Source organism: Ruminococcus sp. YE282, from assembly GCA_900101355.1.
GTDB lineage: Bacteria > Bacillota > Clostridia > Oscillospirales > Acutalibacteraceae > Ruminococcoides > Ruminococcoides bromii_A.
The window spans coordinates 20,059-34,670 of record FMUV01000025.1 but is presented as its reverse complement, the minus strand read 5'-3'; the positions used below and the strand labels follow the sequence as shown (position 1 = coordinate 34,670).

Here is a 14,612-nt window from a genome sequence, read left to right as displayed (position 1 = left end):
ATCTGAGACAACTTGCTTAATTGTTGTATTGATGGCGGTAGAGAAGTTCCATCTTTTCGTGGTCTACCTTTGGGTTTAATTACTATACCCGATGCAAGTTTCCTTTGCTTACGGTTATATCTTGTTTTAAATTCCTGTACTTGATTTTTGCTAAATCCAAATTTTTCTGCAATTTCTCTTAATGTCTTTCCTTGTTCCCAAAGCTCTATTATTTCTTTTTCATATTGTTGTATATGTCGATATTCTCTTGGCATACAAAATCCCCCTATGGTAGTTTATTTTATTCTACCATAGGGGGTCTGTTTTTTCTATTGTCCGTTTTTTACGGACCTGTGCAGTTTTGTGCTGTCGTTTTATTTTATGCCCAATTTGCGATATTACAGTTTTGTAATGGAAGTGTAAACCCGACTGTGTTAAAATATTAAGCATAAATTAGAAAGGAAGATTTTAATGAATATATTCCTGCTTGAAGATGATGAAGCGGTAGGATTGGGTTTGTGCTATTCGTTACAAAATGAGGGTTATAATGTAACGCACGCCAAAACAGTAGCTGAGGCGTTAGATATTATAGAAAAGTCAAAATTTTCATTATATATACTTGACTTAACTTTGCCTGACGGAAACGGTTATGATGTATGTAAAAAAATAAAGGCACTTGGAGATTTGCCTGTTATTTTTCTTACAGCATACGATGATGAGGTTAATGTAGTAATGGGATTTGAACTTGGGGCTGATGATTATATTTCAAAACCATTCAGGGTTAAAGAACTTATGCTGAGAATTAAAAGCGTTCTTAGGCGATACAACAAGGACTTTCACGGAGGTATTATTAAAATCAAAAAACTTGAGGTCAATACAAATGAAGCAAAAGTCTATAAAAACGGCGAAGAAATTATACTGACTGCATTAGAATATCGTTTGCTGTTAATTTTGCTAAACAACAGGGGAGTGGTTATGTCTCGGACCAAGCTGCTTGAAAACATATGGGATGTTACCGGAGACTATGTTGAGGAGAATACGCTTACCGTATATATAAAAAGACTTAGAGATAAAATTGAGGAGGAACCGAACAATCCCGAGTTTATAAAAACAATTCGCGGTATCGGTTATGTAATTGAAAATGATTAACAAGGATATAAAAATAATTTTGATATTATCGGGTTTCCTCACAATTGTTCTTTCCGTAATATGCTTCATATTTAATGCAACTTGCGGAATACTGTGCTTGTTTCTTGGCTGCGCCGTTACAGCTGTATTTTTATTTTACACGAATAAAAGATATAAAAAGTTGAGAGAGCTAAACGATTATCTTTCACTGGTTTGTTCAGGAAATTATGATTTAAATATAAATGACAATACCGAGGGTGAATTATCAATTTTGCAAAACAATTTGTATAAGGTAATTACAATATTGCAAACGCAAAAGGATAAACTTGCAAAGGACAAGACAAGTCTTTCTGATTCTCTTGCTGATATTTCACATCAGATTAAAACTCCTCTGACTTCAATAATGGTACTTACTGACTTATTGAAAGACGAAAAAGATGAGGAAAAAAGAGCTGAATTTTTGTCGGTAATCGAAAATCAGCTTGATAAAATGAAATGGCTTATAATTACCTTGCTAAAGCTATCAAAACTTGACGCAGGCACAATAGAATTAAAAAACGAAAATCAGTCAATCATTCAAGTAATAAACGAAAGTCTTACACCATTCTTGATTTCATTGGAGTTGAAGAATGTAAAATTAATTAATAACGTTAATGATTTTTCTTTTAAGGGTGATAAAAATTGGATTGTTGAAGCCTTTGAAAATATAATAAAAAACTGTCTTGAGCACACGGACGGTGGCGGAGAAATTTGTATTTCAAGCAAAACAACAAATATTTATGACAGTATTTTTATAAGTGACAACGGCTGCGGAATTTCGGCGGAGGATTTGCCTCATATTTTTGAGAGATTTTATTACGGTAAAAATAATGCAAAAAACAGTATAGGAATAGGACTTGCACTTGCAAAAACTATATTTGAAAAAGAACATGCGAACATAAGGGCGGAAAGTACACTCGGAAAAGGAACAACGTTTGAAATAAGATTTTATAAAGCAATAGTCTAATGTGACTGAATTGTAATTTAACAGTCATCTTAAAGTAATATAGGGTTGATAATATATAGGCAACGAAAGGAGATAGAGAATTATGAAAATACTTGAAGTTAAAAATCTATCTAAAGTTTATGGCAAGGGTGAAACAATGGTGAAAGCACTCGACAATGTTTCATTTTCCGTTGAACAGGGCGAATTTGTTGCTATTATCGGTCCCTCAGGTTCAGGAAAATCAACTTTGCTTCATATTTTGGGTGGCGTTGACACCCCTACAAACGGTAGTGTGATAATCAACAACACAGATATTTCAACTTTGAATGAAACCGCACTTGCAATTTTCAGACGCAGACAAATAGGACTTATATATCAGTTTTATAATCTTATACCGATATTAACGGTTGAAGAAAACATAACTCTTCCTCTTTTACTTGACGGAAGAAAACCTGACAAGAGATTAATTGAAAGTCTTGTTAACAGGCTCGGGTTAAGTAAAAGGCTTACTCATCTTCCAAACCAATTATCCGGAGGACAACAACAACGAGTTTCAATCGGAAGAGCACTTGTAAACAATCCCGCACTTATGCTTGCCGATGAACCTACCGGAAATTTGGACAGCGAAAACAGCAAAGAGATTATTTCCTTGCTCAGAAAACTGAACAAAGAAAATAATCAGACAGTTATAATAATTACTCATGACGAAAAGATAGCCCTTTCAGCCGATAGAATAATTTCGGTTCAGGACGGCAAGATTATCGGAGATGAGGTGAATATGGGGTGAATATTGTAAACAAACTTACCCTGAGACATCTCAAAGAAAACAAGGGCAGAACAGTAATTACTGGTCTTGGTGTTATAATTTCTGTTGCAATGATAACGGCGGTGTTTGTTGCCATTGCTTCATTCCTTAATTTGTTTGCTGATATTTCTGTTTTGGTTGACGGCGACAGCGTTTTGCAAATCAGTAATATTGATAAAAAACAAGTTGAAATATTAAAATCCGATGACAGAATACAGACGGTAGGATTGTCAAATATGGAGAATATAAGTTACAGGCTCGAAAACAGAAAAAGCGACAGACTCGGAACCGGCTCAATGCTTGTTTCCGATAATGATAACTGCAAACTTATATTTACCGGCAAGTATGACGGAGTAGTGCCAAAAAATTCTAATGAAATTGCCGTTGAACAGAGTTTTATTGATAAAAATGAGCTTGACTGGAAGCTTGGAGATACGGTTACAATACCTGTCGGCAAGAGGCTGTTGTCAGATTCAGCCGATGAAGTTAATGCGGGAGAATATGTTACCGGCGAGACTTTTGAAAGTACTTCAAACAGGACTTTTAAAATTACTGCAATAATGCATGACAATTATGCTACATATCAATATTACAACATAATATGCGGCTTTGACAGCAGCAGCGAGCAGTTTTCGATGTCTGATGCAAGAATAAAGCTCAAAGAATTGAACAGTAACTCGCTAAATGTTATATATGACATAGTTAATGAGGTAGGAGTTTCACAGGAAAGTTACAGTATTAATAATGAAGTTCTTGACTGCCATTTTGCTTATGATAAAGGCGGTTCATTTGCAGCCCTTCTTCCTATGATAGCAATAATCTTGGTGATAATTATTGTTGCTTCGGTTGCATTAATATATAATGCATTTGCTATGTCGCTTTCGGAAAGAGTGCGTTATCTTGGTATGCTTGCTTCTGTTGGTGCAACAAAACGTCAAAAGAGAACTTCTATATATTTTGAGGGATTCATATTTGGACTTGTGGGAATACCGTTAGGAATATGTGCGGGAATTGTCGGAATTTCAATAACGCTTAAATTTATAGGAAATCAGATAATCAGTACCGGAATGATAAGGGGACTGCACGATGATGCATTAACAATGAAAACCGTGGTTCCGCTCTGGGCAATTGTGTGTATAATAATTTGCAGTGCAATTACAATTTTTATTTCCTCTGTAATTCCTGCTTTCAAGGCCTCAAAAATCACACCGATAGATGCAATAAGGCAGCGACAGGAAATCAAGGTGAATGCACGCAAACTTAGAACTCCCCGAATTGTACGTAAAATATTCGGATACGAGGGAGAACTTGCACACAAAAATCTAAAGCGAAACGGAAGAAAATCCAGAGTTATAACGGTTTCAATTGCTTTGTCTGTTGTGCTGTTTCTGTCCTGCAATTATTTTTGTCAGATGTTTTTGTCTGCTTCTGATATGCAAAATAACATACCTTATCAGGTTCTGGCCGGTGTTGAAGGCAAAAACAAAGATAAGCTACTTAAAATGCTTGAAACGGTAAACGGTGTAGATGATTACTATGGAATTAATTTTTCCTATTATGCAGTAAAAGAGGGCAGTTCAGATAATACTTCAAACCTAACCGATGGGCATCATCTTACTGCATCATATAAGAATTTGTTTAAAGGAACTTGTTATGTTTACCTTAACCTGCTTGATGACGATAAATTTAATGAGCTTTGTAAGAAAAATCACATTGATTACACTGATTATTACGGCAAAAATTTAAAGGCAATTTTGATGAACAATATCAGCCATAAATCTGACAACAATAAGGTTTTTGACGACAGTATAATCGGCGAAACAATAACTATGGATAATAAAGACAGCTTTACTGTATCCGCACAAATCAAATATGATGATTCGTTCTTTGCCTGCAAGTTAAACCCACAGGGCTCAATATCGTTTTATGTTCCATATTCTGCTTATAGTAATTCATCTGATGGTTTTGATAAGGATAATATGATATATAAAGTAGGTATAGAAACTAAGTTGCACAGCGATGTTACCGAGAGCATTAAGAACAACCTTGATAAAGGTGATTATGAAAGTTCTATGGTTCTTGATATGGTTGAGCAGATGCAAACTATGAATGCGGTTGTGTATATTATGGAAGTATTTGTATATGGTTTTGTTGTGCTCATTACACTGATAACAATAGCAAATACAGTCAATACAATTTCAACCGGCATAGTTTCAAGAAGAAAAGAATTTGCAATGCTTAAGTCTGTTGATGTAACTCCAAAAGGATTTAATAAAATGATAATGCTTGAGAGCGCACTTTACGGAATAAGGGCATTAATATTTGGTATCCCATTAAGTATTTTGTTCAGCTTTTTTATGAATCAGTCAATAGGTTCAAACACACTACCGTTTATAATCAATTGGCAATTATATTTGATAGTAATTGCGGTTGTGTTTGCAATAATTTGTATGACAATGATTTATTCGGTTAAAAAGGCAAGCAAAAATACCATTGTTGAAACTTTAAAATTAGATATTGTATAATTTTAAATTAAAATAATAACCTTCAGTAACCGCGGTAGTCATAATTACTGCGGTTACTTTTTTATCGGAGTAATGTCCTGCTTCGCTCGTAAGGAGTAGAGTCTGCAATAGATTATTAGCTTAGTGAGGAATTATAACTTTCAATGAAATTCTGATTATCATTCAGACTTATAGGCAGTATCTCATCGGAGCAACAAAAAAGCCCCGTACGAAATTGTACGGGGCTGAATAATTCAAATTATATTAGATAATTTAATTAATCTAATTAAAGCTGAGGACCGGCTGAAACAAGAGCCTTACCGGCATCGTTGCCTTCATATTTTGCAAAGTTCTTAATGAATCTTTCTGCAAGATCCTTTGCTTTCTTATCCCATTCAGCAGCATCTGCGTATGTGTCACGAGGATCAAGAATACCTGTGTCAACACCCGGAAGCTCTGTCGGTACTTCAAAGTTGAAGTAAGGAATTGTCTTTGTAGGAACCTTATTTACGTCGCCGTTAAGAATAGCATCGATGATTCCACGAGTATCTTTAATTGAGATACGCTTGCCTGTGCCGTTCCAACCTGTGTTTACAAGATAAGCCTTTGCGCCGCTCTTTTCCATCTTCTTTACAAGCTCTTCAGCATACTTTGTTGGGTGAAGCTCAAGGAAAGCCTGTCCGAAGCAAGCTGAGAATGTTGGAGTAGGCTCAGTGATTCCACGCTCTGTACCTGCAAGCTTTGCTGTAAAGCCTGAGAGGAAGTAATACTTTGTCTGCTCAGGTGTAAGGATTGATACCGGAGGAAGTACACCGAAAGCATCAGCAGAAAGGAAGATAACATTCTTTGCAGCCGGTGCTGAAGAAACTGGCTTAACAATATTGTTAATGTGATTGATTGGGTAAGAAACACGAGTATTCTCGGTTACGCTTCTGTCAGCAAAATCAATTTTGCCGTCTTTATCAAGTGTTACGTTTTCAAGAAGAGCGTCACGCTTAATTGCGTTGTAGATGTCAGGCTCAGAATCCTTATCAAGGTCAATAACCTTAGCATAGCATCCGCCCTCAAAGTTAAATACGCCGTTGTCATCCCAGCCGTGCTCGTCGTCACCGATAAGCAAACGCTTAGGATCTGTTGACAATGTTGTCTTACCTGTACCTGAAAGACCGAAGAAGATTGCTGTGTTCTCTTTGTTCATATCTGTGTTAGCAGAGCAGTGCATTGAAGCAATACCCTTAAGAGGCAGATAGTAGTTCATCATTGAGAACATACCCTTTTTCATTTCGCCGCCGTACCATGTGTTGATGATTACCTGCTCACGGCTTGTGATGTTGAATACAACTGCTGTCTCTGAGTTGAGTCCGAGTTCCTTGTAGTTTTCAACCTTTGCCTTTGAAGCATTGTAAACAACAAAGTCAGGCTCAAAGTTTTCAAGCTCTTCTGCTGTTGGTTTGATAAACATATTAGTTACAAAGTGAGCCTGCCAAGCAACCTCCACAATGAAACGAACAGCCATTCTTGTGTCTTTGTTAGCGCCGCAGAAAGCGTCAACAACATAAAGCTTCTTGTTTGAAAGCTCTTTAATAGCTATATCCTTAACAGCCTTCCATGTTTCTTCCGAAGCAGGGTGGTTGTCGTTCTTATATTCGTCAGAAGTCCACCAAACTGTGTCCTTTGAATTTTCGTCAACTACGATGAATTTGTCTTTAGGTGAACGGCCTGTGTAAATACCTGTCATAACATTTACAGCGCCAAGTTCACTTTCCTGTCCTTTTTCATAACCTTCAAGGTCTGATTTTGTTTCTTCTTCAAAAAGTGTTTCATATGAAGGATTATAAACAATATTTTCAGCCCCGGTAATACCGTATTTACTTAAATCGATCTTTGCCATCTTCTGATTAAACCTCTTTCTTTGTTTAAATTTAATGCTATTTTCCGCAAAAGAAAGCCGATTGCAATCTTTAGGAAAATGCATTTTCAAAAGCATATATATTATACTTTATTTTACCTTTGATTGTCAAGCAAAATGAAATTTTTTGGTTACAGCATTTCATAAATTTTAAAACTTGTCCTTAATTTAGGTTACAAATACAATTTTACGATTTATAAAGGGACAAAAATGCAATTTTTGTGACGTTTCTGCTGCAAATCTTAAAAAGCTTGATTGCCCTAAATCTCAATTACGGATTTGCGATATAATATATTGCGATATAATATATATAAATTAGTATATGAATATCTGATATTAATTTAATTAAAAACTAAAATTTATTTTTGGAAAACTGGCGGCTTAATATTGATTTAGAAAAATTGTAATTGAATATTTATTACCGAATTTATAATAATAATTGTAGAAGTAAAAATCTTGTTTTTTATATGCTTAAGGAATAAGTGATTCAAGACCTTCATAGTCAATTATTTTTATACAGCTCTTTCCGACCCGTTCAATCAGTCCCTCTTTTATCAGTTCATTAAGTTTTCGGCTTGCGGTTTCGGGACGCATACTGAGACTGGCGGCAATATCCTCAAGCTTTAGCTGCATACTTTCCTCATGGTCTCTCTTTTCACGGTAAAGCAGAAAATAGGCAAGGCGATTTTTAGGATCTTTGGTAGAAAGAATCAAATTACGCTCATTTGCATCGTGAAGCTTTTGGGAAAGCATAGCAAGCATTTCGATTGATATTGTTGGGTCACGCAGTACTTTTAGCACTTCTTTACGGCTGATAATGCAAACAGATGTCTGTGTGAGACACTCGGCAGAGTAGGGGAAAACGCTGCCGTCAATAAGCAAATCTTCCCAAATAGTTTCATTATCGGAAAATATTCCCACAATCTGTTCATTTCCGTCAAGGTCAAAACGCGTCAGCTTTACTCTTCCGTGTTTTATAATATATATTCCGTCAACAGGGTCTCCTTCGTGAAAAAGTGTACTCTTTTTCTTAAGCTCTTTTTTTATTGTTTTCTCCTGAATGATATGACGTTGTTCATCAGGCATATTATCAAGGAAAGGAATGCTGCAGGCGCAAAAATCATCGCATTGTTCGCAGAATTGCTTTTCATTTTCATTATGCATAAAACTTAGGGCTTTTGCATTAAGACAGCCCAGAGCACCTCCAAATATTATTTTAATTCTTTATTGTAATTATAAGCAATATTAAATGCTTTGTCAATCAATAAAATTGGTTTTTCTTGATTTAAATCAAGGTAAACTTCGACTATAAATGTTAATATACACGTGCAATCGAAAATTAAAGGAGGATCTTTATGACAGAAACATCAGCTTGGAGAGGTTTCCAAGGCAGAGATTGGAAAAGAGAAATTGACGTACGCGACTTTATAAATCGCAACTTCACCGAATACAAGGGTGACGAAAGCTTTTTGGAAGGCCCTACTGAAGCAACAGATAAGCTTTGGGGCAAATTGCAGGAGCTTCAGAAGGAAGAGCGTGCAAAGGGCGGCGTTCTTGACTGTGAAACAGAAGTAGTTTCAGGTTTGACAGCATACGGCCCTGCATATATCGACGAATCAATGAAAGATTTGGAGCAGGTTGTAGGTCTTCAGACAGATAAGCCGTTAAAGCGTGCATTTATGCCTTACGGCGGTATCAGAATGGCAGAGCAGGCTTGCGAAAACTACGGTTACACACCAAGTCCAAAGCTTCACGAAATCTTTACAAAGTATCACAAGACTCATAACCAGGGCGTATTTGATGCATATACTCCTGAGATGCGTCTTGCTCGTAAGAGCCACATCATCACAGGTTTGCCTGACACATACGGCAGAGGCAGAATCGTAGGCGACTACCGCCGTGTTGCTCTTTATGGTATTGATTACCTTATTGAACAGAAAGAAAACGATAAGCTTTACCTCGGCAAGAACCGTATGACAGGTGACATCGTAAGACTCAGAGAAGAAGTTACAGACCAGATTAATGCCCTCAAGGGTATGAAAGAGATGGCTAACATCTACGGTTTTGATATTTCTAAGCCTGCAACAAATGCTAAAGAAGCTGTTCAGTGGCTTTACTTTGGCTATCTTGCTGCAATCAAGACTCAGAACGGTGCTGCAATGTCAGTTGGTCGTGTTTCTACATTCCTTGATATTTATATCACAAGAGACCTTGAAGAGGGAACATTAACAGAGCAGCAGGCTCAGGAACTTATCGACCACTTTGTACTCAAGTGCCGTATGGTTAAGTTTGCAAGAATTCCTTCTTATAACGAATTGTTCTCAGGTGACCCGGTTTGGGCTACTCTTGAAGTTGGCGGTACAACTATCGACGGCAGATCAATGGTTACAAAGAATGACTATCGTTTCTTGCACACACTTGAGAATATGGGACCTTCACCGGAGCCAAACCTCACAGTTCTTTATTCTTCAAAGCTTCCTGAAAACTTCAAGAAGTATGCAGCTATGATTTCTGTAAAGACAAGCTCAATTCAGTACGAGAACGATGACGTAATGAAGCCGGTATGGGGCGACGATTACTCAATCTGCTGCTGCGTATCCGCAACACAGACAGGTAAGGAAATGCAGTTCTTTGGAGCTCGTGCAAACCTTGCAAAGTGCTTGCTTTATGCAATCAACGGCGGTTATGATACAAAGTTAAAGCAGCAGGTATCTCCTTGCTATCAGAGACTTGAGGGTGACTACCTTGATTATTCACAGGTACTCCGCAAGTTCGACGCTACAATGGATTGGCTTGCTGACCTCTATGTAAATACACTTAACCTTATCCACTTTATGCATGATAAGTATTACTATGAAGCTGCTCAGATGGCATTGATTGATACAAATGTACGTCGTACATTCGCAACAGGTATTGCAGGCTTCTCACACGTTGTAGACAGCCTTAGTGCTCTTAAGTACGGCAAGGTTCGTGTAGTTCGTGACGAAGAAGGTTATGCAGTAGACTTCATTAATGAGTCTGACTTCCCACGTTACGGTAACGATGACGACCGTGCAGATGACATCGCAGTTGCTGTACTTGGCAGATTCCTTTCAAAGATTAAGATGCGTCACACATATCGTCATTCAGAGCCTACAACTTCTATTCTTACAATTACTTCAAACGTTGTTTACGGTAAGTATACAGGTAACCTTCCTGACGGCAGACGTGACGGTACACCTCTTGCTCCTGGTGCTAACCCAAGTTACGGTGCAGAGAAGAACGGTCTTCTTGCTTCTCTTAACTCACTTGCTAAGCTTCCGTATACATGGGCTTTGGACGGTATTTCAAATACACAGTCTATGAACCCAGACGCTCTTGGTCACGATGATAACGAGCGTGCAGACAACCTTGTTCATGTTCTTGACGGTTACTTTGACCAGGGTGCACATCACCTTAACGTAAACGTATTCGGACGTGAAAAACTTGAGGATGCTATGGCTCATCCTGAGAAACCTGAATATGCTAACTTCACAATTCGTGTATCAGGTTACGCTGTTAAGTTTATCGACCTTACTCGTGAACAGCAGCTTGATGTTATCAGCCGTACATTCCACGACAGAATGTAATAAAATCAACTTTTAGTTTAACGGAGGACAAAATGAGCGCAGAAAAGATTATCGGTCATATCAATTCCACAGAAAGTTTTGGTTCGGTTGACGGTCCCGGAGTGCGTTTCATTTTCTTCCTCCAGGGTTGCCCAATGCGTTGTAAATATTGCCACAACCCTGAAACCTGGGCGGTTAAGGGCGGCGATGAAATGACAGCACAAGAGGCGTTTGACCTGGCTTACAAATATAAGAACTATTGGAAAGGCGGCGGCGGAATTACCGTCAGCGGCGGAGAGGCAATGCTCCAGATTAAATTTGTTACAGAACTGTTCAAACTTGCTAAAGAGCACGGCGTTTCAACGGCTCTTGATACCTCCGGTTCTCCTTTTACACATAATGAGCCGTTCTTTTCAAAATTTCAGGAACTTATGAAATATACAGATCTCGTAATTCTTGATATTAAAGAAATTGATGATGAAAAGCACCGCAAGCTTACCAGTCACTCAAATAAGAATATTCTTGATTTGGCACGTTGGTTGTCGGATAACGGAATTGATATGTGGATTCGCCACGTGCTTGTTCCGACAATTACCGAAAATGATGACGATTTAAAGGGCTTAGCGGATTTCATCAGCACACTAAAGACGGTTAAACGTGTTGAGGTGTTGCCATATCATACTTTAGGTGTTCCAAAATATGAAAAGTTAGGTATTCCCTATCCTCTTGAGGGTGTGCCCACTCCGACAAAAGCTGAAGTTGAAAATGCTAAAAAGATTTTAAATTGTTAAGTCTTTAATAAAATTAATCAAGGCGAAGTCTATGGTTTATTGCTGTGGACTTTGCCTTTTTTGTATAAAAAATTAATACAACATATTTACTTTTCTGTGTACGGTTGTTATAATCAAAATATAATTTAGATGCTGATGTTCCTCACCTCTTAAGACGGTGAACATTCAAGGTTTAATTGGGGGAATATTATATTCCTCGCTTAAATTCTGATTAGCTAACGCCTGCCATTAAACTGCTTGCAATTGTTCTAAAGTCTTTCCCTGTGCAAGCAAGGCATTGTGTTGCTCAGATTAAAAATATTTAGTTTTACGGAAGTGGAAAATATGTTTAAAAATAAGATTTTTTCTTTATTAATTTCCATATGTATTATGGTTTGTTCAATTGTTTCTGTCGGTGCGGCTGAAAAACATAACAATAGTTTTCTTGACGTTAGGGGAGTAGACGTATCGTCTTATATATCTCTAAAAAACAGTGGAGTTGATTTTTACGACTTTGACGGAAATAAATTGACAGATAAACAGTATTTTGCTTTTTTGAAAAATTGTGGAATTAACTATGTCAGAATCAGAATATGGAATAATCCGTATGACGAAAACGGAAACGGATACGGCGGAGGAAATTGTGACTTGCAAAATGCCGTAACCATTGGAAAGCTTGCCTCCGAAAGTTCAATGAAAGTTTTTGCTGATTTTCATCTTTCTGATTTTTGGACTGACCCGTCACAACAACGTGGTGTATATGATTATGTATTTTCAAGCCTTGAAACATTAGAGTCAAACGGTGTAGATGTCGGTATGGTTCAGATAGGCAATGAAATTAACAGCAGTATGTGCGGCGAAACCTCAGCAAAAAATGTTGCCGCTCTTCTAAAAAGCGAATTTTCTGCCGTTAAAGATGTGGACAGTAAGATTTTAAAGGCGGTTCATTATACAAATCCCGAAAAGAACGGCTATGAATACTTTGCAGGGAATTTAAACAAATACGGAGTTGATTACGATGTTTTTGCGAGTTCGTATTATTCGTATTGGCACGGCACAACAGAAAACCTGACTTACCAACTTAAGAACATAGCGGATAAGTATAACAAATATGTTCTGTGTGCCGAAACATCTTATCCGTTCACAAATCAAGACAGCGATTTTTTTGCAAATAACATAAGCGGAAATGAAACCTATCTTAAATATCCTGTCAGCGTCGATGGACAAAAAAATGCCGTCAGCGATGTTATGTCGGCGGTTGCAAATGTTGGAGAAAAAGGACTCGGCGTGTTTTATTGGGAACCGTCATGGATAACTGTCGGTACAAATTCCTATCAGGATAACCTGAAGAAGTGGGAGCAATTCGGGTCCGGATGGGAGTCGTCCTATGCCGCAGAATATTGTGATGACAAGGCACAATATCACGGTGGTTCGTCGTGGGACAATCAGGCTCTTTTTGACAAGAACGGAAAGCCTCTTAACTCTCTTAGAGTTTTCAAGGACTTTGCCCCTCAATATCAAACAGGCGATGTAAACTGCGATGGAAAGATTGATGTTATTGATTCGACTCTTATTCAAAAATATTGTTCCGGCATTGTAAGTTTTGATGAAACTCAAATAAAACTTGCTGATGTTAATTGCGACGGAACCATTGATATAACCGATTCAACAAAGATTCAAAAATATTTGGCTAATATAATAAACGTCTTATAATAGAGGGCTTAATTTTACAGGTGAAATTATGGAGTTTATCAGTGCAAATCAAAGAAAATTTTCAGTAGAAAAATTACTCGGTAAGGGCAAAGGCGGATATTCATACCTTGTAACAGACGGAAAAACACGATTCGTGGTAAAGCAAATACACCACGAACCGTGTTCGTATTATCAATTCGGAAATAAACTTCAATCTGAATTAAATGATTATGAAAAACTTTGCAAAATCGGAATACCAATGCCCAAACTGCTTGATGTTGACGTTGAAAACGAAAGAATCCTCAAGGAATATATTGAGGGTTATACAATCTTTGAACTTGTCAAACGTAATGAAATGCGTGATGATTATATCAATCAGGTAAATCAAATGTGCTCATTGCTCTATAAGGCAAATACTAACATTGACTATTTCCCAACTAATTTTGTGGTTCGGACAGGTAAACTGTTTTATATTGATTACGAATGTAATGATTATATGCAAGAGTGGGATTTTGAACATTGGGGAATAAAATATTGGTCAAAAACAGATGAATTTAATCAATATGTCCATTCTAATAATATTCCTTAGAAGAATAATGATGAGCTTTATCAAGCAGCATATCCTTAACTTTCATAAGTCTTGTTCGGCTGCTTCTGTCGTTTTCTTCTAATTTCATAGAGATGTATTTAATTGTCTCCTGATATCGGGGAATCATAACGTGTTCAAGAGAATTAACCCTGCGGCGTGTTTTTTCAATTTCCGCCGACATAAGTTCACAGCTTTTTTCGTATTGAGCAAGTTTTATCATATCCGGAAGCACATCATTAAGCGACATAATTGCATCGTCAAGCTCAAAAGAAGTAAAGGCAAAGCCGTACGGAAAGATATCCCCTTCGTCATTTGTTCGATTACTCGTATCAAATTGCGGAATCTCAACGCTCATAACGTTTTTTGCGCTTATCTCTATATTTATTTGCTGCTTTGGTGACATAAGCGAGGCATCAAGAGCCTGTTTTGACATTACGGCGCTTGCATTTACAAAGTGAGAATTACACTCATTTAATTCTCGTTCGACCTTATCTCTAAGTTCACGTGTTTCCTTTACAAGGTCAAGAAACTGCCGCATAAGCTCATCACGTTTATCTTTTAACATTTTATGACCACGAACGGCAGTAACAAGCTGTTTTTTTAGCTTGCTAAGCTGCATTCTCGTGGGATTTACGTTCATAATTGCCATATAATTGCACCTTCA

At 37.4% G+C, this 14,612-nt stretch carries 12 protein-coding genes; 8 read left to right on the top strand and 4 right to left on the bottom strand.

The features are described 5' to 3' along the window. Positions 1 to 254: helix-turn-helix domain-containing protein (locus BLP46_RS08630; RefSeq protein ID WP_092978217.1), on the bottom strand; the 254-nt coding region annotated here is incomplete at its 3' end. A gap of 196 nt (positions 255 to 450) precedes the next feature. Here BLP46_RS08630 and BLP46_RS08625 point away from each other — a divergent pair. The 4 genes from BLP46_RS08625 (at position 451) to BLP46_RS08610 (ending at position 5,422) form a co-directional block, all read left to right on the top strand. Beyond that, positions 451 to 1,128: a response regulator transcription factor gene (locus BLP46_RS08625; RefSeq protein ID WP_092978215.1), complete on the top strand. Its 678-nt coding sequence runs from the start codon at positions 451 to 453 to the stop codon at positions 1,126 to 1,128. Continuing rightward, positions 1,121 to 2,113 carry a sensor histidine kinase gene (locus tag BLP46_RS08620; protein ID WP_173311571.1) on the top strand — a complete coding sequence of 331 codons (993 nt, stop codon included), beginning with the start codon at positions 1,121 to 1,123 and terminating at the stop codon, positions 2,111 to 2,113. Before BLP46_RS08625 ends, BLP46_RS08620 begins: the two co-directional genes overlap by 8 nt. Before the next feature lie 82 nt (positions 2,114 to 2,195). Further along, positions 2,196 to 2,879, top strand: a complete 684-nt coding sequence (locus BLP46_RS08615; protein WP_092978211.1) for an ABC transporter ATP-binding protein — start codon at positions 2,196 to 2,198, stop codon at positions 2,877 to 2,879. After that, positions 2,876 to 5,422: an ABC transporter permease gene (locus BLP46_RS08610; RefSeq protein ID WP_092978209.1), complete on the top strand. Its 2,547-nt coding sequence runs from the start codon at positions 2,876 to 2,878 to the stop codon at positions 5,420 to 5,422. Before BLP46_RS08615 ends, BLP46_RS08610 begins: the two co-directional genes overlap by 4 nt. A gap of 265 nt (positions 5,423 to 5,687) precedes the next feature. On the opposite strand, the gene pckA is transcribed toward BLP46_RS08610, so the two are convergent. After that, on the bottom strand, positions 5,688 to 7,292 hold the full coding sequence (pckA, locus tag BLP46_RS08605; protein ID WP_092978207.1) for a phosphoenolpyruvate carboxykinase (ATP): 1,605 nt from the start codon (positions 7,290 to 7,292) through the stop codon (positions 5,688 to 5,690). Positions 7,293 to 7,781: 489 nt separating this feature from the next. Then, positions 7,782 to 8,474, bottom strand: coding sequence for a Crp/Fnr family transcriptional regulator (locus BLP46_RS08600; RefSeq protein ID WP_092978205.1), 693 nt, complete (start codon positions 8,472 to 8,474; stop codon positions 7,782 to 7,784). 191 nt (positions 8,475 to 8,665) lie between these two features. Here BLP46_RS08600 and pflB point away from each other — a divergent pair, with 191 nt between their 5' ends. The 4 genes from pflB to BLP46_RS08580 all read left to right on the top strand — a co-directional run bounded on the left by pflB (position 8,666) and on the right by BLP46_RS08580 (position 13,948). Then, complete coding sequence (gene pflB / locus BLP46_RS08595; RefSeq protein WP_092978203.1) at positions 8,666 to 10,918, top strand: formate C-acetyltransferase; 2,253 nt, start codon at positions 8,666 to 8,668, stop codon at positions 10,916 to 10,918. Positions 10,919 to 10,950: 32 nt separating this feature from the next. Next, on the top strand, positions 10,951 to 11,688 hold the full coding sequence (pflA, locus tag BLP46_RS08590; protein ID WP_092978201.1) for a pyruvate formate-lyase-activating protein: 738 nt from the start codon (positions 10,951 to 10,953) through the stop codon (positions 11,686 to 11,688). A gap of 324 nt (positions 11,689 to 12,012) precedes the next feature. After that, entirely contained in the window at positions 12,013 to 13,380 is a 1,368-nt protein-coding gene (locus BLP46_RS08585) for a glycosyl hydrolase 53 family protein (RefSeq protein ID WP_092978199.1), read from the top strand. Positions 13,381 to 13,408: 28 nt separating this feature from the next. Then, a complete protein-coding gene (locus tag BLP46_RS08580) occupies positions 13,409 to 13,948 on the top strand; it encodes a BUD32 family EKC/KEOPS complex subunit (RefSeq protein WP_092978197.1) in 540 nt (179 codons plus the stop codon). Here the strand turns inward: BLP46_RS08580 and BLP46_RS08575 are convergent. Then, positions 13,932 to 14,597 (bottom strand): V-type ATP synthase subunit D, encoded by a 666-nt coding sequence (locus BLP46_RS08575; RefSeq protein ID WP_092978195.1) that lies wholly within the window; start codon positions 14,595 to 14,597, stop codon positions 13,932 to 13,934. The genes BLP46_RS08580 and BLP46_RS08575 overlap by 17 nt on opposite strands. Positions 14,598 to 14,612 lie beyond the last annotated feature (15 nt).

Coding starts and splice junctions, on each gene's coding strand:
- BLP46_RS08625 (WP_092978215.1), top strand. CDS start 451: ATGAATATATTCCTGCTTGAAGATGATGAAGCGGTAGGATTGGGTTTG.
- BLP46_RS08620 (WP_173311571.1), top strand. CDS start 1,121: ATGATTAACAAGGATATAAAAATAATTTTGATATTATCGGGTTTCCTC.
- BLP46_RS08615 (WP_092978211.1), top strand. CDS start 2,196: ATGAAAATACTTGAAGTTAAAAATCTATCTAAAGTTTATGGCAAGGGT.
- pckA (WP_092978207.1), bottom strand. CDS start 7,292: ATGGCAAAGATCGATTTAAGTAAATACGGTATTACCGGGGCTGAAAAT.
- BLP46_RS08600 (WP_092978205.1), bottom strand. CDS start 8,474: ATGCATAATGAAAATGAAAAGCAATTCTGCGAACAATGCGATGATTTT.
- pflB (WP_092978203.1), top strand. CDS start 8,666: ATGACAGAAACATCAGCTTGGAGAGGTTTCCAAGGCAGAGATTGGAAA.
- pflA (WP_092978201.1), top strand. CDS start 10,951: ATGAGCGCAGAAAAGATTATCGGTCATATCAATTCCACAGAAAGTTTT.
- BLP46_RS08585 (WP_092978199.1), top strand. CDS start 12,013: ATGTTTAAAAATAAGATTTTTTCTTTATTAATTTCCATATGTATTATG.
- BLP46_RS08580 (WP_092978197.1), top strand. CDS start 13,409: ATGGAGTTTATCAGTGCAAATCAAAGAAAATTTTCAGTAGAAAAATTA.
- BLP46_RS08575 (WP_092978195.1), bottom strand. CDS start 14,597: ATGGCAATTATGAACGTAAATCCCACGAGAATGCAGCTTAGCAAGCTA.